This window comes from Bradyrhizobium sp. Crot121 (assembly GCF_059512385.1).
Genome location: NZ_JCAMOR010000021.1, coordinates 90,019 through 114,114, shown reverse-complemented (window position 1 = coordinate 114,114; position 24,096 = coordinate 90,019). Strand labels below are relative to the sequence as shown.

At 62.0% G+C, this 24,096-nt stretch carries 13 protein-coding genes; 3 read left to right on the top strand and 10 right to left on the bottom strand.

Annotated features, from left to right (window positions below):
- Window positions 1-4 precede the first annotated feature (4 nt).
- The 10 genes from AC5ZGW_RS20040 to AC5ZGW_RS19995 form a co-directional block, all read right to left on the bottom strand.
- Window positions 5-1,963 carry an ATP-dependent nuclease gene (locus AC5ZGW_RS20040; protein WP_130224759.1) on the bottom strand — a complete coding sequence of 653 codons (1,959 nt, stop codon included), beginning with the start codon at window positions 1,961-1,963 and terminating at the stop codon, window positions 5-7.
- Between the two features lie 25 nt (window positions 1,964-1,988).
- Window positions 1,989-3,005, bottom strand: a complete 1,017-nt coding sequence (locus AC5ZGW_RS20035) for a nucleotidyl transferase AbiEii/AbiGii toxin family protein (protein WP_130224757.1) — start codon at window positions 3,003-3,005, stop codon at window positions 1,989-1,991.
- A complete protein-coding gene (locus AC5ZGW_RS20030; RefSeq protein ID WP_130224755.1) occupies window positions 2,998-3,591 on the bottom strand; it encodes a DUF6088 family protein in 594 nt (197 codons plus the stop codon). Before AC5ZGW_RS20030 ends, AC5ZGW_RS20035 begins: the two co-directional genes overlap by 8 nt.
- Window positions 3,592-3,874: 283 nt before the next feature.
- Window positions 3,875-5,959: a BREX system Lon protease-like protein BrxL gene (gene brxL / locus AC5ZGW_RS20025; protein WP_130224753.1), complete on the bottom strand. Its 2,085-nt coding sequence runs from the start codon at window positions 5,957-5,959 to the stop codon at window positions 3,875-3,877.
- An 11-nt stretch (window positions 5,960-5,970) separates the two neighbouring features.
- Entirely contained in the window at window positions 5,971-8,472 is a 2,502-nt protein-coding gene (gene pglZ, locus AC5ZGW_RS20020; protein WP_130224751.1) for a BREX-1 system phosphatase PglZ type A, read from the bottom strand.
- A gap of 4 nt (window positions 8,473-8,476) precedes the next feature.
- Window positions 8,477-12,028: a BREX-1 system adenine-specific DNA-methyltransferase PglX gene (pglX, locus tag AC5ZGW_RS20015; RefSeq protein WP_245474600.1), complete on the bottom strand. Its 3,552-nt coding sequence runs from the start codon at window positions 12,026-12,028 to the stop codon at window positions 8,477-8,479.
- Window positions 12,028-15,573 carry a BREX system P-loop protein BrxC gene (gene brxC, locus AC5ZGW_RS20010; RefSeq protein ID WP_130224749.1) on the bottom strand — a complete coding sequence of 1,182 codons (3,546 nt, stop codon included), beginning with the start codon at window positions 15,571-15,573 and terminating at the stop codon, window positions 12,028-12,030. The genes pglX and brxC overlap by 1 nt, the downstream gene beginning before the upstream one ends.
- A gap of 7 nt (window positions 15,574-15,580) precedes the next feature.
- The gene (locus tag AC5ZGW_RS20005; RefSeq protein WP_130224747.1) at window positions 15,581-16,174 is read right to left on the bottom strand and encodes a DUF1788 domain-containing protein; all 594 of its coding nucleotides are present in this window, start codon (window positions 16,172-16,174) and stop codon (window positions 15,581-15,583) included.
- Between the two features lie 23 nt (window positions 16,175-16,197).
- Window positions 16,198-16,785 (bottom strand): DUF1819 family protein, encoded by a 588-nt coding sequence (locus AC5ZGW_RS20000; protein ID WP_130224745.1) that lies wholly within the window; start codon window positions 16,783-16,785, stop codon window positions 16,198-16,200.
- Between the two features lie 29 nt (window positions 16,786-16,814).
- A complete protein-coding gene (locus AC5ZGW_RS19995; RefSeq protein WP_207230976.1) occupies window positions 16,815-17,738 on the bottom strand; it encodes a BrxR family helix-turn-helix transcriptional regulator in 924 nt (307 codons plus the stop codon).
- Window positions 17,739-17,867: 129 nt separating this feature from the next.
- Between AC5ZGW_RS19995 and AC5ZGW_RS19990 the strand changes: the two genes are divergently transcribed.
- From AC5ZGW_RS19990 to AC5ZGW_RS19980, 3 genes are read left to right on the top strand one after another with little or no spacing between them, the layout of a single operon-like run.
- Window positions 17,868-18,011 carry a hypothetical protein gene (locus tag AC5ZGW_RS19990; RefSeq protein ID WP_165435110.1) on the top strand — a complete coding sequence of 48 codons (144 nt, stop codon included), beginning with the start codon at window positions 17,868-17,870 and terminating at the stop codon, window positions 18,009-18,011.
- Between the two features lie 21 nt (window positions 18,012-18,032).
- Window positions 18,033-20,690: a PD-(D/E)XK nuclease family protein gene (locus tag AC5ZGW_RS19985; protein WP_130224743.1), complete on the top strand. Its 2,658-nt coding sequence runs from the start codon at window positions 18,033-18,035 to the stop codon at window positions 20,688-20,690.
- The gene (locus AC5ZGW_RS19980; protein WP_496113950.1) at window positions 20,690-24,085 is read left to right on the top strand and encodes a UvrD-helicase domain-containing protein; all 3,396 of its coding nucleotides are present in this window, start codon (window positions 20,690-20,692) and stop codon (window positions 24,083-24,085) included. Before AC5ZGW_RS19985 ends, AC5ZGW_RS19980 begins: the two co-directional genes overlap by 1 nt.
- The last annotated feature ends 11 nt before the right edge of the window (window positions 24,086-24,096 follow it).

Genomic DNA, 24,096 nt, shown 5'->3' with positions numbered 1-24,096 from the left:
CGCGCTACGCCTCCGCCGCCGCGGCGCCTTCCGTGCCGGCAACCCCGATCTCTTCGTCTTCGGCATCCGGCTCGGGGGCGACCGCCGGCGTCCCCGGGACATAGCCGCCAGTTACGTAGTCCATCGCGCGCACCAGATAAGGCGGGAGCCGATCGCGCATCTGTTCCGGAGTATCGTTGCGCTTACGCAGAATGGCGGCGAGTTGCTCGGCGACTTCGGCCTTGGAGGCCTCCTTGTCATGGACGGGCTGATAGATCTTGACGGCAATCTCGGTCGCAGTGAGCCCAGCCGCTTTCCAGCCCGCGTAGGTTTCGCTGGCTTTCTTCACGACCTTCATGAGCCGCTCGGGCTTGCGACTGCTGGTCTTTGCGAGTTGAACCGCCTGGTGAACGCTCTCGGCAAGCTCGGGGCAGAGCGCGAGATCGAACTCGAGCGTCCAACTGTCGGCGATGAATGCATCCACGGGATCCCCGACATCGCGCCGCAGCGTCTTCAGCCGTGCCGCAATCCCGTCTGGGGTGAGCTCGTTCTCGGTCTTGCGTTCTCCGACGAGGCCCTTCGCCTCTGGGGGCGGAATGTCTCTGTCGGGAATCAGCGCCACAGGCACCGCAATCGCGTTCCCGGTCTTGCGCTGCAGGATGCGGCTGTATCGGAACAGTCCGCGGTGGCCGACATTGACGATCGATACGCCATGACGGCTCAGCGGACGGCCGAGCTTTTCGGCGATCGCGGGCAACAACAGATGCTCGCCGTCGCCCTCGACGACAATCAGGGCGCGGGCGAAGAACAGGTTGGCCTTAGTCGCATCGAGGAACCGGCGGAGGAACTCGTAGTCGTCGGATTCAAGCCGGGTATGGGCTGCGCCAAGCGGAAAGGCGCGGTGACCCACGATCATCGTCATGGTCTCAAGCTCTGCGCCGGCCGCGAGCTGCGGGCTATGGGTGGTGAGCAATACCTGGACCTGCTGATGGGTCTCGCCCTTCGCTGAGTCCGGCTTGGCGGCGCGGGCCGCAAGCACCTCCATGAACAGCGTTTGGTGCTGCGGATGCAGATGCGCTTCGGGCTCCTCAATCAGCAGGAACGGGACCTGATCGGGATGCGACTGAAGCAACAGCAGCTCGGCGGCCATGAACAGCAGGTTGTTGTAGCCCAGCCCGCGCTGCACGCGCTCGGTGCCCGCCTTCGCGTTGAGATAGAGCTCGAACCTTTCGAGAATTTGATCGAACGACCCACCCGCGCCAAGGTCCAGCGTTGCGACGAGTCGATCATCCACGAACGACAGCTTATCGAGGAAATCCGTGTTGACGCTGCTGGCGACACCGCCGACCGCCGGATTATTTCGAACGGCCACGTCAGCCGCCGTGAGCGTGTCATGGAGCGTGGCATTGCCTCCTTGCGCCGCTGGCTTGCTCTGAGGCCCCATTGTCGGCATCGCGCCAAGGATGCGCGACAGGCGCGACCGTCGACCCGCGCGCATCTCGCGCTCCGCGTCGCGCAACGGCTTGAGATAGGTCGCCTTTAGATACTCCCGCAGTTCGCCGTCGAGCGGTAAGCCCTCTCCCTCGGCTCCGCCCCGGTGCTGACTGGCGATGATGTTGCCGCCGCCCGGCGAAATCCGCCGAGTACCGCGCATGCACACATGGAGCCGCAACTTACCCTTTTCGTTGGCGCACCATTCGAGAAACCGAGCCTCTTCGTCAGCACTGAGATCGTCGAAGGTGCAGCGAACGATGAAGTCGCTTCCACGCGTGCCGTCTTCGCCGACGTGGAAGTCGTGTTCGTCAGGACGGATATAGTCGTCGCCGCGTGTCCAAAGGACATAGCGGGCAGCATCGATAATCGCGCTCTTGCCGGCGTCGTTCGGCCCGACGAGAATATTGAGGCCGGGCGAGAGTTTTAGTTGCAACGGGGCGGTTGGATCGAAGCACCTGAAGCCGCTCGCATAGATTTCGGAAATGTACACCCGCCGCCTCCCAGCCCCGTTTTTCTTATTCTGCCGCGCTGTTCGCTCGCGCGGCTATGTCTGCGCATCGCTCCATGAGCGTCTCGAAAGGCTCTGCTTCCTCAAGGAGGAGCCCATCGTCGACCATCCGCGCGTAATCTTCTGCGAGAGCTTCGGCGCCGTCGCCGGCTGGGACAAGCTGCAATCCGCCGTTCACGGCTGCGGCGTAGTCAATCTGAGAGCGGTCCGAGGCCTTCTCGGCGAAGAACATCGTCTTGTGACGGGCCACGGCGTTGGCCAGCTCGCGATCCGCGAAGGCAGCGGTCGCAAAGCCGGATTCATCGAGACGCACGACGTCATGCCAGTGCCGCGCGAAGCGGTCGCCGCGCAGTCGTTCCTGCAGGCAGAAGACGTGGATCGCGGTCGCCTTCTCCCAGAACGTCCGCTCGGCATGCATGACCCTTGGCCGAGCGGTTGGAAAGACCACGCTATCCACCATCCCGGCAGCATCGCAGACGACATCACGCAGGCTCGCTGGCTCGCCTGTTGAGCGCGCGCCGAATTCGAGCATGACGCTCGGCGAGACATATCCCGAGCCTGCCGTCGTCGCCTCATAGTCGATAAAGAGCTTCTCACCGCCGACCCGGATCGCCGCAGACAGCGGTCCGGCCGCCAACGCCTCGGCGATGACCGGCTGAACGGCCCCCACCACCCATTGCGGCAGGCGCTCGCGCACTGCGCTCGTCCAGCGCTTTTCCTCGCTTCGTGTCTTCGGCAGCGCTTCGCCATTGTCTCCGACGAGGTCGGGGGCGAGCGCGCGAATGTCGTAGGTCAGGTCCACGTCCTCGGAAAACCGCCGGATGACCCGATAGGCTTTCGAGAGCGAGGTGCCGCCCTTGAAGACGAGATGTTCGCCGAGCGGCGAGCCGTAGAGCGCCGCAAGCGCCCACACCACCCATGCATCCTTCTCGAGAAGGTGCGCCGGTCGGCCCGAGCGGTCGGCGGCGACGCTCAACGCTTCCCGGCGATCCTCGGCCGGAAGGAGCAGGAAGGCGTCAGCCATGCGCGACCTTCCCCACGCTGCGCGCGAGCCAGGTCGGAAGCTGCGGTGCCGCCGCCACCAGCTCGCTGAAAGCGGCGGACGGCAGCTTTCGCTTTAGTGTCCTGAGGGCCGCCTCGGCTTTCTCCGGCCCGAGCCAGGCCAGTGCTCGTACCGCCTGACCCGCCGGCCGATGCGGCATGGCGAGCTGCCAGCGAGGAGCGTGGCGAAGCTCGACGGTCTGCTTGCCAAGGCTCATTTTCCGGGTGCGCCCCGACGTCAGATAGACGGATCGGACCGGCACCTGCGTCGTAAGCCCGAGGCTGTTGGCGGCGGCCGCGCCGCTCGAGACGATAACCTCGCCGCGCTGGGCGGCGAGCGCCTCGACCGCCTGTTCCACGGACGGCGCCCTAGTCCCGAACCGGCTCGTGACCGGCAGGAGGTAAACACCGCGGCCGGCCCGGATCAGTTGCCCCCGCTCGGCAAGGCGAGACAGAGCCTGGTCCACCGCGGCGCGATTGCCAAGGTGAAGCAAGCTCTTAGCCGCGACGGGCGTGCCCTCCGGCAACCGTGTCGCATGCTCTAGGATCTGTTCGGTCAAGCGCTGCATGGCGATTCTCCTGTCAGAAATATACGCAGTTTTCTGACAGTTTTCAACCTGATCCCGGCTAGATGAGCGGGGGCGCCCCTATCGAGGAGGCCGTCCAGGAAGTCCTCGCGGGACGAAATGGGGTCGGTCTGCGTGGCAAGGGTCAGCGCTTCCACGACCTCCCGAGCCACGAGCAGGCCATCACCCCTTCCTCTGTCGAAATGGCTGTCATAGCGCGGCCATGTAGGAAGGCCCTTCGCACGTCGAACACCCTAGGGCTGCGTACGGGCTCTTCGCAGCGCGACTACGCCGATCCAACGCCTGTGCGCAGATAAGTTATTTCGAAGGCCTTGACCTGACGATAAGCCTGCAACCGATTGGCTAGGCTGAAGGCGTCGTTCATCTCGAACTTCTGAAAGATGTCGAGTCCACGATCGAGGCTGATCTTCCAGCCCGCGTCGCTGACAATGTGGCGCGCATGGATGGTGTTGGTCCCGTCAAACTCCCAAGAGAAGTTGATCCCGGCAGCCGCGCTGGCATTCTCAACGGCAATCAGATTGGCCTGCTGCTTGTCAGGGTACGTGTCATCGAGACACGTGATGAGGTGCACCGCGACCTCATCCTCTGGCGCTTTGCGCACGGCGATCATCTCGATGAGCTCCATTAGATTCCGGATCTGATGGAACATACGGATGTATGGGTCGGTGACGACGATCTTCGTGGCCTCCTCGATCCAGGGCCAGAACAGGTCAGCGAAGGTCACGCCCTTCTGGTTCTCGCTGAAAACCCTGTGTCCCTCGCACGGGCCTATGGGCTTGGCCTTTACTTCGGCCGCAGCCGGTGCGGCCGGCGCCGCGGGCATACCAGCGGCATCGGACGCCGGCTTCACCGATGGCTCCGGCTCCTCGAGCCGGGCCGCACGCTTGTGGTAATATTGAGGATATTCCGTTTCCTCGAGCGTCGCGGCGATAATCTTGCGACCGTCACGCGCCGTGAAGGAGAAATCGGTTTCTGGGTAAGTGCTGTCGATCCGAAGCAGCTGGTCCTTGACCCTCTTCCGACCCTCCATTGCCAGATGCAGCATCTCTTCGACTTCGGTCTCAGTCGCATTGTCCGATGGGAATAGCAGCTTCATCATGCCTGAGAAGGTCTTGTTCACACCGTCGCGGTCGCGCGTCGAGATATCCGAGGACAGGGTGAAAAGGCCCTGGTAGCGGTTTGAATAGTCGTCATTGCGCATGTGCCGAAGAATCTCAGCGAGGTAGTCGACGACAAACCCATAACCCAATGCGAACATCTCGCCGCGGATGACGTCGATCTCCCAGCCAGGGACATAGGTGTGGAGGCGATCGATGAATGCCGAGTCGTAATATTTCTCGGGAAGCTCCTCGAACAGATCTGTGTGTTTGAGCATGTAGGGAACAGTATGTTTGGTATTCCCGACAAAGACCATTGAAGCTTCAGCACCGAGCGTTTCCACGCCTCGCGAGAAGCTCTTGTTGGCCATGTAGTTTTTCATGATGTCGACAAGCGCCTTGTCGACTCGCTTCTGGCGACCCGCGAACTCGTCGAAGGCTGCCACGTCCCAGTAGCCAACCAGGCCGATCTTGCCCGAGCTGTTGTTGACGAACAGCTTGGGGACTGTGACCTCGCCGCCGGAAATCAGGATGCCGTGCGGCGAGAATTCCGAGAAGATGTGCGACTTGCCCGTTCCCTTGGGGCCGAGTTCGATCAGGTTGTAGTTGCGCTCGACGAACGGGACGAGGCGCATCAGCTGCAAGAGCTTGCTACGGCGTCCGAACATCTCCGGATCGAAGCCGACTGTCTGGAAAAGCAGATCAATCCATTCGTCGGTCGTGAACCCACCCCGCGCCTCCAGATAAGCGTCGTAGTCGAACTTGGAGAGCTGGATCGGCTTGATGCTGCTGAGGACCCAAGGTGAGACGTTCTTGTCCTCGCTGTGCTCATACTCGACATCAGCGATGCACCAGACGCCGCTAACAAGCAGCTTCGGATGAGCCTTCACTGTACCAGAATCGATGATGACATTCTTGATGCCAAGATTGGAAAAGGTCGCCTCATAGGCGTCCTTGTCGGTGTTCAGATCGACGCTGATCTTGTCGATCACCTTCCACCTGCCCTTTTCGCGGATGTTCGACCGGATCAGGCCCGCCTCGTTGCGGTGCACATAATGCTTGCGCAGGATCTCCTTGACGGTCTCGATCCCCGACTGGATCGAGGCCTCGTCATTGGTGGCGCAGTATTGGCCCAGCAGGAATTCGAGGACGTAGGAAGGGACGATGGCATTGCCCTTCACCGCCTTGACTAGGTCCTTGCGCACCACGAGGCCGGGGAAGCGTTCGTTGATCTTGTCGTCCAGCGCGGTCATCGCTCGCTCCCTCAAAAATCAAAATCGTTGGAGAAGCTGCGCTTCAGCCTGTAGCGAGCTGTGCGGTATTCCCGGAAGTGGGATGTCTCAGCGTGACGCTCTTCGAGTTTCAGGATCACCTCCTGATCGTTGAACGCGTCGGCCTGGCGCGACAGCAGGAACCGGACCGAAACCTCGCGCTCGCGCGGATTGTCCGAACGTAAATCGAACACCAACTCATGGCTGTCAGAAATTAGCTCACCCGATTGAGCGTAGATACCGGCCCGGAGCCGCCGCAGTTGGGTTTTCTCGGTCACCGCGGTGACCTGATAGAAGCGCACCGAAATCTGGCTGGAAGTGATCATCTGATTCGAGCTGCCGATGATCTCGACCTCGACCGCTGAGGTGTCGCTCTGACGCTTCTTGTTGATCTTGATGACCGGCACAACGATTTCCTGCAGTGTCGCCCCGCCATGCACAAACCGGCTGCCCGAGCCCTGCCGGCGCAATCGGTTGATCGATTTTGGGATCAGAATTTCCATCGATCCCTGAAGGTTGGCCTGGTCGGGCGTGAAGCGCCGCAGGCCGTGATTGCCCTTCAGACCATGCCCAAGGATGAAGCGCCGGTCGCGGAACAGGATCGTGTCTCCCACCACCTGGGCCGAGGAGAAGTCGCTCTCCTCAATCGGCCGGTGCTGGTAGATGAAACCGTGGTCGGCGGTGACGATCATGTTGGCGGCGTTGGCGCCGTTGAGCTTTTTCACCAGCCTGACAATCTCTTCGATCGTATCCTCCGCCGCTTCGAAAACGCGCTCCTCGGATATCTGTTTGTCGCCAATTGCGTCGATCAGGTTGTGATAGACGTACACGACGTCATGATCGCGGATGAGCGCGCGCGCCTGATCCTTGTCCATGCCCATCAATTCCTCAGTCTTCAGGGCCATGGCCCGGTCACCCGCCCGACCGGTCAACAGGATCTTCTTGCGGTTCTCGAGCCCCTGTGAACTCTGGCCGTTCACCAGAACGGTAGCAGTGTCATTGTCGGCGATCTGCAAATCGCCATTGGGCAGGAGCGAGGCCATGCCGAGCTGGGTGTAGCTCGGCAGGCTACCGAACATCGCCTCGATCTCGGCCTCGTAGCGGTCGAGGCTCCGGATGCGCCCCAGCAGTTCCTCGGCGATCTCATATCGAAGAGCGTCGGAGATGATGACGCAGATTTTCTGATCTCGCCGTCGGAACTCGCCGACATGTTCGCGGTAAAAGCTCCGCTGCGACGGAATGGGCGGGGCCGACCACGTTTCGGCCGCGTCCACATGCGCCTGCCAGGCGTCGTTCAGGCGCAAGAGATAGCTGTTGACGTAGTGGTTCTCGACCTGCTCTGACAGCTCGCGCATCAGCGTCGCCTGCCCGGACTTCTGCATATGCCAGACGAATTTCCGGTACAGCTGGTCGATCCGGAACCAACTCTTCGCATAGCGTTGCACGCCTTCGGCCAGGCTTGTCATGCCGAGCGTCACCTGCGCCATCGCCTGCTGGAATTCGGCGGCGAAGCCGATCGCCTCATAGAGGTCGCGATAGCTGCCGTACCAGTGGCTCTGCCGGCGCTGGCGGATCCAGGCCAGCACGTCAGCTTGCGCCACAGTCTGGGCGCTGAGCTCATGGACCAGCGCTCGGATGATCGCCCGGTCCACCTCCTCGAAATAGTCGATCTCGATCAGGGTGCGGAAGTCGCGTTTGGCCAGATCCCCCGCGACGTCCAACACCTCGGCGTAGTCGGCCGACAGCTTTGCAAAAGCGTCCCCGGCGTTCCGGTTGTTCTTCCAGCGCCGGAAGAACACCAATGCGTCCGAGGTCAGGATCGGCTCGCCGCCAACGGCTGTTTGGTAGCAGGACTTGAACAGCGTGATCGTGAAATCGCCGACGCTGGGTTTGTCAGCGCGATAGCCAAAAATCCGTGCCATTTGATCCCAAAGGAATCCGTCCAGTCCGACGCGGCCGATCAGACGCAGGCAGTCGTCCCGGCTATCGGCAAGCTCCGCCTGAAGCGCCTCGACCACGGTGTCGAAACCACCGTCCGCGCCCGTGCAGACACTAAGCATCCGTTGCCGCAGAGCGGGCTTGGTGTCGTCTCCGCGGATGACCGCCCTAAGCTTCTCCACGCGGCGGCTGGAGCGGAAGAATTCCTGATGTTCGCGCACCAGGTCCTCGAACTTGAGCGGTAGCCCAAGATCGCTCAGCCAGATCGCCACCTGGTCGGTCTTGAACACCCCGTTCGCCAGCTCAACGTCGAGCAGCCAATTGTCGATGTCGGCCGGCCGCGATCCTTCGCGATAAAGCAAAAACCGCTGTTTCGGTGCCTCGCGCAGGATCCGGTGTTTCACCGCGAATTCGGAGTTGCCGACCTCAATCTTCTCGACGCCGTCCAACGCCAGCCCCTCAAACGCCTCACGGAATTCGCGGGTCGGATCGTACCAGAAGACGACGCGATGCTTATCGAACTGGGTCTCGAGGCCCTTGGTGATCCGGTCAAGCATGGGCTTAGTCGTCCGCGTCGTTCAGGCCCTTAATGGGCTTCAGGGCGGCGCCGAACTTAGGATAGTTGGCCTTCACGCCATCATCGAGGTCGATCTCGATCTTCTGCGTCGCCAGCGGGAACAGAACATCGCGCTCCCACGCGTCGAGCTCCTCGATCTGCTTAGCTGTCGCCTCGATCTCCTTCAGCGCCTTTGTTTTCTGCGTCGGAGAGGCGTCGCCGCTGATGCTCAGCGCCTCCTGTGCGCGGCGGTGCGCCTCCAACTTGGAGCGGAACTCGCGCAGATAGTCGTTCAGCACCACGCTCACCGTGTCGGGGCGGTAGCGGTGCATGTAGATCAGCGCATTGAACGTGCCCTTGGGGCTAGAAAACAGCCAGTAGATGGGACGTTTCTTGTAACGCTTCACATGGTCATTGAAGAAGTCGCGGGTAAAGTATTTGCGGATGTCCTTCCCCAGCTCCTCCTCGATCAAGGCCAGATTCTCCTGGAAATGCTCGTCCCCAAAGGTTACGCGCAGGAACTTGCGGAAGCGGGCAGCGATGTCATCGGCAAACCAGTCGCCGTCGAGCACCGGGATCACATCATCGGCGTCAGGCTCGAAGGCGGGGCTCGGAACCTTGGCAAGATAATCCTGCAGCCCTTCGCCCTGGTTGGCCAAGATCAAGCCTGGCGCATCGAGGCTGTACCGGCCGAACATGCAGCCCACGGCGTAGGAGACAAACTCGCGCATGGTGTCGGCGAGCAACAGCGCCTCCAGCTCCGCCTCGCCCTTCTTGCCGCCATAGCGATAGGACGGGTTGCAGGTGAGCGTGATCTCCTCCAGTGGAACCTCCGCTGTGAGCTCGTCCTGCAGACCATAGGCGTCGATGAAGATGCGGTTGTTCTCCTCCTCGAGCCGCTGCATCTCCTCTGCCATCCGGCGCCAATGAGCGCGCAGGCGGCCATAGCTGTCTTGCAGTGTCTCGGCCCGATGGTCGGGCGAGAGCAGCGGGAGCTTGGTGAAATCCCACGAGATTTCGTAGGCGTTCCAGTCCAGCTCTGATATTTTACGCAGATTCAGCGCAATTCGTTTGTTTTGCTCGCCCCAAACGCCCCTCGCGTACGGGAGTTTCTGATAATAACCAATATGGAAGTGAACCGTCGGATTAAGTATTTTTGAGAATCTATCGGCAAACTTATTGTTACAATAAGCCATTAGGCAAAGCTTCCAATCCTCGTCCCCCGCGAATTCCGAATGGCCAACGGCGTCGTGAATGAAGCCCTTTGGATACATTCTAAATGAGTTAGATGAGATTGTGACATCGCTCCAGCTTACGCTCTCACGAAAATAGAATGAATCATTCCGAACATAAGAGCGCTTCAGAGAGTCTGGCGCTGCCATCTTCCTGACTCGCTCCCCATCGTTCTCCCAATCAACATAATGAGTTTGATTTCCATACCATTTTCGAAACTCGCCACCCTTATTACAAGGAAACCATCGAGCTCCACTTCCTTTGGCGCTATTCAAATCTCGAGCGGTATGGCTGGCTCTGTCTTGAGAAACTTCATGCCAAAATCGGAGGAAACGTTCGTTGTCGCTGGTTTGGAGGCCTACCCGTGCGTCGGAAACGGAGCTAAGAGGCTCCTCCTGCTCAACAATTTCAAACTCGCGATCGCTAACCCAATACGCAATTGGAGCCCCCGGTATCCGCAAAAGATGTTTTTGAGCACAAACATAGCGTCCATAGTCGGCATCTTTGAATAGCGATGCAATTTCTTCTGGGCTCCGAACAATCGATGATCGCTCGAAGAGACGGCGGTAAACTCCGGAGGCTCGGTCCGAGGGGGGCGCATTTTTCACGCAGAACGCGACCGCCCCGAAATCAGCGCCAAAGATCCCTCGGCCAAGATGAACAAGTGATGACACCTCGGTTTGCTTCAAAAATTCCAGGCGCAATGCCTCGAAAGAACTCAGAAACATCCAGGAAGGTAGGTTAATCATTCCCCAGAAGCCATTCGGCTTAGTAAGCTTGCGGCTTCTTTCCATGAAGCAAGTCATCAGGTCCGAGCTTGCCGGCGGATAATTCTCTCTTATCCAGGTTTTGAGCCGAGGATTCATGCCGCCTGCACCCATATACGGCGGATTAGCCACCACCACATGGTATTTCGGGCTCAGATAGTCGACCATGCGCAGCGCAACCTGCACTCGCTCGTGCACATCGCGTAGGAACAGATTGCTGCCAACGTCCTTGCTCTCGATGATCTGTCGCACGCCGGCAACCTCGGTGATTGCCGGCCTGATCAGCGAGCCGAAATTGTCGGCCTCTTCGAACTGGATCAGGGTCTGGCGCAGGGGCGCGGTGAACAGATCGCGCCCAATGGCGTCCATATAGTCATTGAGCTCGCCGGCCTCGAACTTGACCGGCTCCAGCACGCAGACATTGGGCTGAACGCCCCGCCGTAGGAAACGCTTCCGTTGCGCCGCCGCCTTCATCGTGAGAGCGAAGGCCGCCAGCGCCCCGGCGCGCTCGTCGATCTCGATACCGTAGAGATTTTGGGTGAGGATCAGGCGCGGAATCTCGGCCGCGTCGTAGCCCTCCTCCTCATAGATCGCATACAGCAGATCGAAGGCGTAGGTCAGCATGTGCCCCGAACCGCAGGCGGGATCGCAGACCTTGACCTCCTCCGGCGAGGAGAGCCGCAGGAAATCCGTCTCCGGCTCTTCGGGCGCGACGTAATAGTCCATCCGCTCCTTCAGCCGAGAGTTCGGACGATTCAGCATCCACAACCGGCCGAGCGAATTTTCCACCAGGTAGCGCACGATCCAGTGCGGCGTGAACAGCTGGGTGGCGGCGGGAATGTTCTCGGGCGTGATCTTCCTGTTCTTTTTCAGCCCGGCGAACACCTCGTCCTTCTTTTCCGAAATGTAGAACTGATAGAGCCAGCCGATAATCTCGACGTCCTGGCAGGCGTCCTCGGTCATCACCATGCGCAGTTTGGCGAGGATACTGCCCTGCGACAGCAGATCCTCAGGCATCAGCAGCTCGGTATAGTCGGCGATCGTCTCGAACATGAACGGCATCGCCGAATGCCAGTGGTTGCACGTCGCTACCAGCAGCAAGCGATAGGCCTCGCCCTGCGGATCGCGCGACGGCGTGCGGTTGTCGAGCAACGCGCGGACCTGCGCGGCGACGGCTTCCGGAGCTTCGTCGCCGATGACACCCGCCATCGCCTCCGACAGGATCTCGGGACGCGTCTGCCCATCGGCCGGCGTCACGATCCGGACGGCCGTATAGCCATTGGCGTCCATGAAGCGCAGCGCGGTGAAGCGGTTAAACCAGGTGTAGGCGACCCGTTCGATGACGTGATCCCGCGATGTGCGCCTGATCTCACCTTCAAGCTGCTGTACCGCCTTGGGCACCTCGCGCCGCGCCGCGCTGTTTTCAACCAGCACTTCAGCGAGTTTCGCCGACACCTGGTCGCGCAGCACCCGGCGAGCTTCCTGCGCGAACTTCTTCAGCGCGCCGGTGTCCATCGATTTGCGCTGCGGGGTGCTCGTGGAGGTAATCGTATCCATCAGATCGTGATCCTTTTGCCCGCACGGATTTCCGCGATCAGCGTCTCGCGCAGGGTACCGAGATAGGCGTCCACATCCCGCTCGTCAGCGAGGAAGGGCTTGGCGTAGGCGACGCGCAACGCGGTTGCCGCGACGTATTCGGTCGGCGGCGGCGTCGGCGCTGGCGCTGGGCTTTCAGCGTCGCGGAAGCCCTGCAGCTCGTCACCGACGCCAGCGGCCTCGCGCGTGGGCTTCGGCGCCGGCGTAGTCACCCTACTGAGGAGCGCGGGATAGGCGGTCGACTTGAAGCCATTCACACGTTCGCGGATCACCGCGATTAGGCTGCTCTTCTCGATCGTCTCCAGGACGCCTGCGAACCCGGCTTCGATCTGCCGGCGATTGGGATCAGCCAGGACGGAATATTCGGGGAGCGCCCGCAGCTTCTCCCGCAGCGCCTCCACCTCCGAAACCGCCGCCTTGCGTTCCGCTACGATCCGGGCGTCGACCTCGGCCTTCAGAGAATCGAGCGTGCCCCTCATCTGCTGAATGGCGTTGCCCTTGAGGCAGTTCGAATCGTCCAGAACCGCGCGGATGGCGCTTGCCTTATCGTCGCCGCCGTAACCAAAATTGGCGCCCTGATCGGAGAGGTAGGTGCGCGCTTCGTCGTAGATCTTCTTCTGCGACCCGCCCATGAAGCGGCGAATTGGATCGAGGATGCTCTCCTTCAGATCGAGCAGACGGTCTTCATGGCGGCCGAGCTCCTGCACGTACCACGCGTAGGGCTTGCCGGTGACTTCGCGCACCTCCTCCTGCACCTGCGTCAGGGCGGAGAGGAACGGATAGCGCGAAGATTGTGCCTCCAGCACAGCGAGTTCGTTCTTGAGCGCGGCAAAGGCCTCAGCCGTTTCAAGCCCCAGCGCCTTGCCCTCCGACCCGGCCGGCTGCGAGTCGAAGAACTCGCCGTAGAATTCCTTGAGCTTGCGCGTCTGCGCAGGCGTGAACTCTACCTGCAGCTCCAGCACGATGTTGCCGTGCGCATGGGAGTTCTGAAGTACGCGTTGCAAGGCCTCACCCTCCAGCAGGCTGCCGTCCTGGCGCGCTTCGATCTTGCCGCGTCCGATCAGGCTGGCGGTCGTGCACAGGATCGCGGCGTAGGACCAGCCGTAGGGCTTGCGCTCGAACCGTTCGAGGATGGCCTTCACCGTCGTGCGAATGCCGGTGCGGGCATTGGCCTGGGCGTAGTTCAGTATCTCCCGCTCGGCCTCGGTCAGGTTGGCATCGCCGCCCCCGAACATGCCGTCGTTGCCCTGCGCCAGGAACTTCCCGATCTCATTCTCGGAATAGGCGGCGCCTCGCAGCATCCCGAGATTGATATGGACCTTGTCGACGAGGGTCTGGAATGCGCGCTCGATCCTGACCTGGGGGTCCTCCGACCGGACCTCGATCTCCTCGCCACGCACGAACAGGCGCGCGTCCGCCAGCAGCGATCGGGCGCGGAGAGTGAGATCGCGCTGGCGACTGCTGTTCTGCTCGCCCTTTTCGCGGATGATCCGCTCGATGGTCGGCTGTTGCGCCACCGCGCGGGCCTGGCGGACATATTTGTCCGTGCGCTTGAACGTCATCAGGTCGGTGACGAAGCGGGCGTCGGCATTCAGGGCAATGGCAAGCTCATCGCGCGACATAGTGCGCATGGCTATGGCCTCGGCGTTCCCGCTCTGCTCGTGGAACGGTGTGACGACATTGATCGCGAGTTCGTAGTCGCGGCCCAGCGGCCGATCATCGAGATAACGCGCGAAGGAGTACTCCAGGGACGAGGCTTCGTGTCGGAGTTTCCGGCTTTTGATGACTCCGTCGAAGATCAGGATTTCCAGTTCCTTGGCGATCTCGGCGGTATCGACCTCGATCGCCTTAATCTCCTGCTCGACGTCCTTTTCCTCGTCGGTCAAGAATTCGAACAGATCGCCGTTGCGCTGGATATAGGTGTTCTGCTCCAGCAGGCTTAGTGCCTCCTCCACGTTCCGCTTGTGCTTGGTTAGGTCGACATCGAACCGATCCAGCATCAGGATCGAGATATTGCGCGCCGTCGGCTTGAAGGCCTTGACGTATTTGACTAGGAACAGCGCCTTCAGAACCCGCGTGGCGAACTCGTCGCCGAGGTTCTTCTCCGCGATCAGGATCGATTGCTGGACATTCGACTTGAGCGCTGTGCGGATGCCTTCGAACATTTGGTCGAAGGTCGCGATCCCGCCGACCGGAATGTCCGCGAGCCTGACCGCCACCTCCTGGAAGACGCCCAGCATCGAGCGCTCGCCGACCGAGCTATGCTTACCCTCGAAGGCGTTGTGCTGCGATAGGTTCTGGATCGCTAGCTGGAACAGAGGATATTGGTAAGGAACAAACGGATAGCTATGGATGAAATGATCGCGGTCCCTGAAATTTTCCAAGCGGATGGAGCCGTCCGAGAAATCGAACAGTGTCTTCAGATTGTTGGCCTCGCGGTGGTACAGGTCCGATAGGTCCGAGATGCCGGTTTCAGTCTTTTTCAGAAGCCGCTTCTGGATTACCTCCGCCACATCAGCGCTGTTGAGCGGCATGCGGTTCGCGAAGCGCGCCTGGATCTTGGAGAAGTCGTTCTCCTGCCGGTGGTTCATATCGCCGATGACCGCGCCCATGTCCTGCTGCGCCGTCACGATGATCCAGGCTCGACCGCGGCACTTGGTGTTGAGGCTTTCCGCGACCGTCTGAAGATTCGTCATGAGCTTGACGTTGTCGGCGATGTACTGGCCGACCTCATCGACGAAGAAATTGAGCCTGAACTTTGGCTCCTGTGCATCGATATAGGCCTTCACCTTGTCGGCAAAATCCTCGATCGACGACCGAAAATCCTGCCGATAACGCATAAGGATTCCCTGGCCCTCTGACGGATCGGCGCCAGTCGCCTGCGCATAGGCCTTGGCGACGTTCGCGCTTTCCAGCAATGCCTGTTCGCGTCCGCGCTCCCAAGCCTTGCCGGAGATGGCCTGGTAGGCCGTCCGGAATTCCTCAAGAACTCCGCGACTGTCCAGATCGCGCTCGAATTGGGCGATGTGCGGCTGCTTTCCATAATAGCCGCACATCTCGTCGAAGACTTTCTGGAACACCGACAGGAGGGCGTCGATCTGCTCCTTCGAAATCACATCGGCCTTCTGGTCGATGTTGAACAGGATGCTCTTCGAAGGGATCGAGACCGCCTTGCGCAGATCGGCCGCCAGAATCTCGTTGTCTGTGCACTTTTGCTTGAACAGCTCATAGGCCAGAGTGCCCCCCGCGTCCCGATTTTCGAGCACGAGAGCCAGCATCTTCAGCAGATGTGATTTGCCCGATCCGAAGAAGCCCGAGATCCAAACGCCGTTGGCTGTCTCGTAGTTGTTGTAGGCATCGAGGAATCTTTCGAGCTGGCGCTCGATCTCGTTCGTGATGACATATTCTTCGAGTTCGACCCGAAGGCTAGCCTCATCATCAGCCTTGATGACCCCTTCGATCGCGCGATCGACAGGTTTCTCGAAAATATCGCGAAGTTTGGTCATGCCCCCCTCAGATCTCGTAATGCATTATGTTGAATGCTCGGTAATATTTGTCGTCATGCAGAATGCCGAATAGATCGAGCGACGCACCGGTAGCGAGACCATGGGTATAGGTCCCCGGAAAGAACATCACCGTTGGCTTTTCCTTCGCCGTGCTCTGGAGATTATTAAGCACATTGTGCGATCGAATGTAGGGATAGACTTCGCCTACCCCAGACAGAAACAGGACATCGAACTCCTGGCTTGAAAGACGCGCGCCGATTTCCGGGATCAGATGGGTTTCGGGATCCAGAACACCCTGCAGGAGCTCTTTCAGCTCGTCCTTGCTGATGCCGGGCTCGGCCGCTAGAACATCGTCCCAGATGCCCCGTTCGTGCAGCAACGTGATGCTGAGGTCGTAAAGGTTGATCTCGAACGCGCGCACGCCTCGGCTTCCCAACTGATTGACGAGACTCGCACGCATCGCCTCCATGGCGATGGCCTCATCCGCCGGATAGGGGCAGATGAAGAACGGCATCTCGTTGCCGAGACCCAGCTTGTTCAGAAAGCGCTGACTTGCGATCACCCTGAGCAGGTGGTCGAACCGGTCTTTCGGGGCGGCCATCGTCTTTCCCGTCCGTTGCATCGTCAATTCCCCCCCAACTGCCGATCGGCGCCCGGGAAAAGCCGAAGCTCATCGGGATTGCCCGCGCGGATCATAGCCGCCACTCGGGGTGACAGCATCGCGCCGAGGATTCGGTCATCCAGAGACAGTACCTCTGCTTCGCGCATGAGCCGGAAAAGAACGGCCCGCAGCTTGGCCTTGGTGGAACTCGATAGGCCGGCCAGCTTCGGCGACCACTCTTCCTTGGCAGCCATAAACGTATTGAAGTCGTCGTAAGTGAGATGGGTGCGAAGCGACAGGAATCGCTCGTTCAGCACCTCCACCGCGAACTCGCCAATAAATCGGTAGGCGCGGCACGCTGCGAGCCACAGAAGCGCGGCCTGCTCACTCCGCTCGCCATCAACGAGCAATGCGAGTTCGTCGTCGGAGAGCCTTTTCAGTCGATTGACGATCTCGCGGATCGAACGCTGCGCTGAGCTCGCCTTGCGCACAGGAAACGCACCGCTCTGCCGAGCTGTCGCAACTGTCGCATCCCAGTTATCACCCGGGATATGAAGGCGAGCGACGGCCACGCTTTCGTTGATAAAGAGGCCACCAGTCCCGAAGGACATAAGATATGGGCGTTGCGCGGACCTCTCCATCAGGCGCCCCCGCTTCCTCTTGGAGCTTGTTCGGCTTCCCCCAGCTCGAACTCGGCCCGCTTCAGCGCACACTCGGTCTCATGCGCATTCAGCGCTACGATATGCTGCGTACGCGGGTTTTGCTGGCTTGCGTCCCCAAGAAGGCCCAACCGCTTGAGCACATAAAAAAGCATCGCATATCGAACCGTCAGGACGGCACGCTCTTTCACCATGCCGTAGTCCTTTGCGACCACCGCACGCTGGCTCAACGTCAGACGTGGATGCGGTCCGATCTCAATGTTGAAGGTATCATTCCATAGGGCATCTTGTTCACTGCCCGGCCCGGGAACGCCCATATCGCGCGTGCCGAGAATGCGGGGCAGCAGGAAATCTTTGAATTTGTTGTCGATGTGGCAATAGGCGCGAGTGTGCCAGCGAAATCCATCATAGCCGAAAGCATGGGGCGTCATCCGGCGCCACACTGGATCGGCCCGCCTACTATTCATTGACTGGTAGTAGACTTCGATCGAACGGTTCTCACGAACAGCACCGAGAATCGCCTTCAGAACGTCCGCATCGACATCGCGACGTGGCGTCAAGGCAATGTCTGTCTCGGGAGGGTGAGCGATCCAGGACTCCCCTGGATCAGCCAAACCCTCCGCCAGCGATCGCAAGCGTGAGAGGTAGCTGTCCGGATCGGGCTTCAGGAAAATCGGCGAAAATTGCGGGCTAGCGACATAGCGCTTGGCGCTCTTGTCATAGATGGCGTTCTGGGGCGCACGCTCCTGGTAGTGCGTCAGATCCTTCGATGCCTGGGGCACCGATACGTCGAACATCTCAATGATGTCGGAGCGGTTTACCCCGCCCTCCCAGAACAGCCGGAACTCGATGAATTCGAGTCGGCGTTCAACCCCCCATTTCAGCACCGCTGCGGCTTCCGACATCGTCGCTCCAATTTCAATCGCCGATACGGATAAAAACTATATGGACATATCGACGCGATCCGTGTAATTATTATTCCCATCTACGGCGACCGTCAATGGTGATCGGCGCGAAATTCGTGAGGAAGGGCAATGCCAAAGCGAGGTTCGAATCGGGAAGTCACGAGCAAGAAGGCGGCGAGCGCTGCCGCCAAGGTCCTGCGGGACCCGAAAAGCAGCAAGTCTGCCAAGACGGCGGCCGCATCGGCGCTGACCCAGCGTCCGAACACCAAGTAGCGCCCGAAAGGAAGAGCGGCCATGTCCGTCGCGAGTCGATCCACCCTCGTCGTTCACGGTCGTCTCGCCATGCGGGAACGCCGCCTGGCCGCGGCGCGCAACAGCCGTCATGGCCTGCAAGTCATGTCCTTCGAACAGGCGGCCGTGCGACTCGCCGGCGGTTTCGCCCGCCCGATCGACGACGACAGCCTGCGTTCTGCGATCCAGGCCGTTCTGCCTGCAACGCCGATGGGCGAGCTGGAAAGCATTAAGTCGCTCCCCGGCATGATCGACGCGGCCGCCGATACGCTGCACAAAGTCTGGCGCGCCGGCATCGACCTCGCGACGCGTGCGGCCGACCATCCACGAATCGACGCCATCGCTCGGCTTGAGGCGGCGGTCCTCGCGCAACTGCCCATCGGCATGATGCGCCCCGTCGACATTGTCGCCGCAGCCACCGGCCGCATCACCCATGCGCCGGCCGTTCTCGGACGGATGGAGATCACCGGCCTGACCGAACTCTCGCCCTGCTGGCGGCCGCTGCTGAAAGCGCTCACCGCGCACATCCCCGTGCACTGGACGGCTGGGCCGAGGACAGCGCCGGCCTGGCTGGAGGGCACGGGCGTCCGCGTCTCGCACGCGCCGTCGGAGACCCCAGCCGTCACTGCCGTGAGCGCGGCGACGGCCTATCACGAGGCCATCGAGGCCATGCGCTGGGTGCGGTCGCTCCTGGCCTCCGGCCAGGTGGCACCCTCGGACATCGCGATCGCTACCACCTCTCCCGCCGACTATGACGATCACTTCCTGGCCTTGCGTGCGGACGCCAATATCGACCTGCACTTCGTCCACGGCATCAGGACCGTCAGCACCCGAGAGGGGCAGGCGGCGGCGGCGCTTGCCGACATCGTCGTTCGCGGCCTGTCGCAGTCCCGCCTCCGGCGCCTCGCCGCCCTGTGCCGGGATTCGGCGCCGTTCGAGTCCCTGCCCGAAGGCTGGCTTCGCGTCTTGCCGACCGATGCGCCCTTGTCGACGCCCAACGCGTGGAGCCGCCTTCTGGCGCGATTGAAGCCCGAGGACTGGCCCGACGACGCCGATCACACTCCCGGCCTGCGCGCAGTGGCCGAACTGCTCGCGAAGGGACCGGAGGCAGCGTCCGAAATCGGCGATGCCTTCCTCAAGGGCCGGGCACTCGCCATCTGGCGCACGGCGCTGCTCGCAGGGCCTGCCGCCTCGATCGACGTGACCCTCGAAACCTTGAAGCAGGATGACGGGCTGGAAGCCTGTGTGTCTGTCGCCTGGATGCCGGCCAGCGCGCTTGCAGCCTCACCCCGCCGCTTCGCGCGCCTGATCGGCCTCAACTCCTCACGCTGGCCGCGAGGAATCGCCGAGGATCGACTGATCCCGGACCATATCATCCCGACCGCTGAACTCGATCCGCTGCCGGTGAACCTCGCCGATCGCCGCGACTACGAGACGATCCTGGCCACCACGTCCGGCCAAGTCGTTCTCACGCGCTCCCGGCGGGACAGCGATGGGCGCCTTCTGGGACGCAGCCCGCTGCTGGCCGGGCATGGCGAGGAGACGTATCTCCGTCGCAACGCCGTGCCTGGACATGCCTTCAGCGAAACCGACCGCCTCATGGCCCGGCCGCAGGAGTTTGGCAGCCACCCGCAAGCGATCAGCGCGCAAGCTTGCTGGCGCGATTGGCGGCGCGCGGAGATCACGGCCCACGACGGTCTCGTCCGAGCCGATCATCCGCTCGTTCTTGCGATCCTCGCGCGAACCCAATCGGCAAGCTCGCTGAAGACTTTGCTCCGCAGCCCGATGGGCTTCGTGTGGCGGTACGCGTTCGGATGGAAAGCGCCGCAAAGCAGCGCCGAGCCCCTAGTGCTCGACGCACTCGGCGTCGGTGATCTGATCCACATGGTGCTCGACCGCGCCTTGCGCGATCTGGAGGGCGCGGGCGGACTGATGACCGCCGACGTAGCGGCGGTCGAAGCCGCAGTAGACAGAGCAGCAGGAGTTATCGCGACCGATTGGGAGAGCGAACGCCCGGTCCCGCCTACCGTCATCTGGGGACGCACCCTGGAGGACGCTCGGCTCCTGGCAGGGCGAGCCCTCACCTACGGTGACGATCGGCTGCCCGGCGCCCGCTCCTACGGCGAAGTACCGTTCGGCGGGTCCGAACCGAAATCGGAGGCCGAGACGCCCTGGGAGGTAACCGTCCCGGTCACAATTCCCGATACGGGGTTCAACATCGCTGGCTATATCGACCGCCTCGACATTTCGGGCGACGGGAAACGTGCACTCGTGCGCGACTACAAGACCGGTCGCCCGCCGCGAGGCGACATCCGGCTGAATGGCGGTCGCGAGCTTCAGCGTTGCCTCTACGCCTTTGCCGTGAAAGCGCTCCTCGGAGAGGACGTCGCAATCAGCGCGTCTCTGCTCTACCCGCGCGAGCCGGTCGATCTTCAGCTCGACGACCCAGAAGCCGTGCTCGCCGAAATCACAGGGTATCTCCGCGCAGCAAGAGCCAGCCTCGGCAGCGGCGCGGCGCTGCCGGGTCCCGACACGGGCGGCGACCATGACGATCTCGCCTTCGCCCTGCCGGCCAACGCCGCTGCCACTTACTGCAAACGCAAGCAACCAGCCGCAACGGAACGGCTAGGCGAAGTCGCTCTGGTCTGGGAGGCGGAATGATGAGCAGCGTGTCCAAAGTTCTCAAGGATGACGGGGCTCGCCGCGACGCGATCAGCCGCCATGATCGCTCGATCCTGGTCGAGGCCGGCGCAGGTTCGGGAAAGACCGCCGTCATGGCCGGGCGTATCGCCATCATGCTGGCCGAGGGCGTCTCGCCACGCGCTATCGCCGCCGTCACCTTCACCGAGCTGGCGGCGAGCGAGCTTCTCTCGCGTGTCCGCGAATTCGTCGCCGACCTCTCGGCTGGCTATCTCGCGGCCGAACTTCGCGTGGCGCTGCCCAATGGCTTGTCGCAAGCGCAGCGCGACAATCTCGCCACCGCAAGTGCTGCCATCGACGAAATCACCTGTTCTACGATCCACGGCTTCTGCCAGCGGCTGATCAAGCCGTATCCCGCAGAGGCGGACATCGATCCCGGCGCAGGGGTCATGGATCGGAATCAGGCCGATCTCACCTTCCTCGAAATCGTCGATGGCTGGCTGCGCGAGCGTTTGTCCGGCCACCAAGGCGGCATCCTCGCTGAAATGGTGCTGCACAGCCCTGGTGAAACCGTAGGTCTCATGCACAAGATCGCCGAGAATCTGCGTCGCCGCCGTACCCTTGCAGCTCCACCGACGCCGCCTCTCGATGGTCACATGACGGCCTTCCGGCAGGAAGTCGCCGATTTTGCAACCTTCATGTGCAGCGCCGGAGCCAGCGAGCCGGAAACGGAAGCAATCGTCGCGCGGCTGGTCGCAATGGCAGCCGCGCTGGCAGTCGGCCCTGATCCCGCTACGCCCTCGGGTCTGGTTCGGCTTCTGGTCTCGCGTCCGCACCCTGACCTTTGCACCAAGGCCGGCGCTTTCGCCTCCTATCGCAAGAAGGGCAAGTGGACGGCTGCGGCAAAGCAGGCAGGCCTTCCCAAGACCGATGGTGATCGGCTGAACGATGCCGCCCAAGGTCATTACGACGGGTGCTGCGCTGCGTGGACCTCGCTTCTTCAGGCGGCGGCCAGCCAAGTTCTGGCAGCGCTGATTGATGAAGCGCGTCCGATCCTCGAGCGCTATCGCGAACACAAGCGCGCTAGCGCCCAGCTCGACTTCGACGATCTCATCTTCGCCGCGCGTGACCTGCTGCGCGACCATGACGATGTCCGACGCGCGCTGGGACAGCGCTTCGCCCGCGTCCTCGTTGACGAGTTCCAGGACACCGACCCTTTGCAGACGGAGATCTTCTGGCGGCTCTGTGGCGAGCCTGTCGATGCCGATCCCGACTGGACCTCCTTTCGGATTCGGCCGGGTGCGCTCTTCCTGGTGGGCGACCCGAAGCAAGCCATCTATCGCTTCCGCGGCGCCGATGTCGGCGCCTATGTGCAGGCGCGCGACGCCTTTCGGGTGCAGGATGCTGACGGTCTTCTGTCGATCTCGACCAATTTCCGCTCCTGCGCCTCGATCCTCACCTTCGTCAATGAGCGCTTCGAGGCCGTGCTGTCGGCCGACGGGCAACCCGGCTTTACCGCCCTCGACCCGTTTCACGACGATCGCGACGACAGCCTGTGTGTCGCGTCGCTCGACATTGCGGTGGCGGACGAGAACGGCAAGGCCAACGCCGAGCAGCAACGAGATGCCGAAGCCGATGCGGTGGCCGCGCTCTGCGCGCGACTGATCGGCAGCCAGCCTATCCTGGACCGGCGCAGCCGCACTGAACGAGCTTGCCAGCCCGGCGACATCGCCTTGTTGGCGCCGACCGGTGCGGACCTGTGGCGCTATGAGGAGGCACTCGAACGTCGGGGCATCCCCGTGGCGACACAGGCCGGGAAAGGCCTCTTCCGCAGGCAGGAGGTCCAAGACCTGATCGCCCTGACCCGTGTTCTCGCAGACCGGCGCGACACGCTTGCGCTCGGCGCGCTGCTGCGCGGCCCGCTGGTCGGGCTCACCGAAGAAGAACTGCTGGACATCGTCTGGGCGCTTCCGCGCTCCGAGGAGGAGCCAGACCGGATCCCCCGCCTCGACCTCGGCGTTGATCCCGCGACCATCGGACATCCGATGGCGCGCGACGCCCTCGAGAAGCTGCAGGCGCTCTACCGGCGAGGCAACAGCACGACGCCGCATGAACTGCTCTCGCATGCCGTCGACGCCTTGAGGATGCGGCCCCTCCTTCTTGAGCGACATCGTGGCCAGGCCGAGCGCGCGCTCGCCAACGTCGATCTCTATCTCAGCCTGTCGACGGGTTATGCCGTGCGCGGACTCCGCGCTTTCGCCGAAGCAATGACGGCGGCCTGGACCGATGAGGCGCGCGCCGTCGAAGGTCGGCCCGACGCGCAGGAGGAGGCCGTCGCGCTTTTCACCATGCATGCCGCCAAGGGCCTCGAGTGGCCGATCGTCATCCCCGTCAACACCATGACCGGCGTCATGGCGCCCGACAGCGCGGTGATCGATCGTCAGACTGATACGTTCTACTGCCCGGTCCTGGGTGTTGCGCCCAATGGCTATGACGCCGCGCGCCAGGCGGAGAAGGACGAACTGGATCGCGAACGGATCCGGCTCTGGTATGTCGCCGCAACGCGCGCCCGTGAACTTCTTGTCCTTCCTCGGCTCGATGCGACGCCCTCGAAATCGGCTTGGATCGGCCTCGTCGATCTATCGCTCGCCGATCTCCCGGCCTTGGATGTCTCGCATCTCCCGCTCGACGCTGCTACCGCAGCCGCCGGCGCGGGCAATACCCAGACCCGCGACGGCTTCGCAGCCGAAGCGGCCGCTATCGCCGATCGCCAAACGCGCCTGATCTGGCTCGCGCCCAGCCGTGATGAGAATGCCGGCGGCTCCGTGCTGCGGGAGGAAGAAGCCGACATCTGGACCGGCTCAGCCGGCGATCAGCCGCCGGAACTTGAGACGAACATCGTGGTCCAAGGTGGTCGGGAGCGCGGGCTGATCCTTCACAAGTTGATGGAAGAGGTGCTGACCGGCGAAACGGGGGAAGCACCAGCAGCGCTCACAGAGCGCGCAGCCAATCTCATCCGTGCGCTCGGCAAGACCCCGATCGCCGATCCGGCGATGGGTCTGTCCGCCGAGGAACTGGCGGGATGTGTTGCGCGAACTCTCGCTTTGCCTGTGATCGCGGACTTGCGGCCCGGGCTCCTGGCTGAATTTCCCGTCTACGCCGTCCAGGCCGAGAAGGGTGAAGAGATCGCGACCGCCGGCATCGCGGACGCGCTGAAGGTCAGCCCGGATGGCCGCCCAGTCGTTGTCGTCGACTGGAAGAGCGACGTCAGTCCCGCCCCCCAGACTCTGGATCATTATCGATCGCAGGTTCGCGCCTATCTCGACATGACCGGCGCCGAGCAGGGCCTGATCGTCCTCATGACCACCGGCACGGTGATCACAGTCTTGCCGTCTCCGCAGACCATGGCGGCCTGAGGGAGACGTCC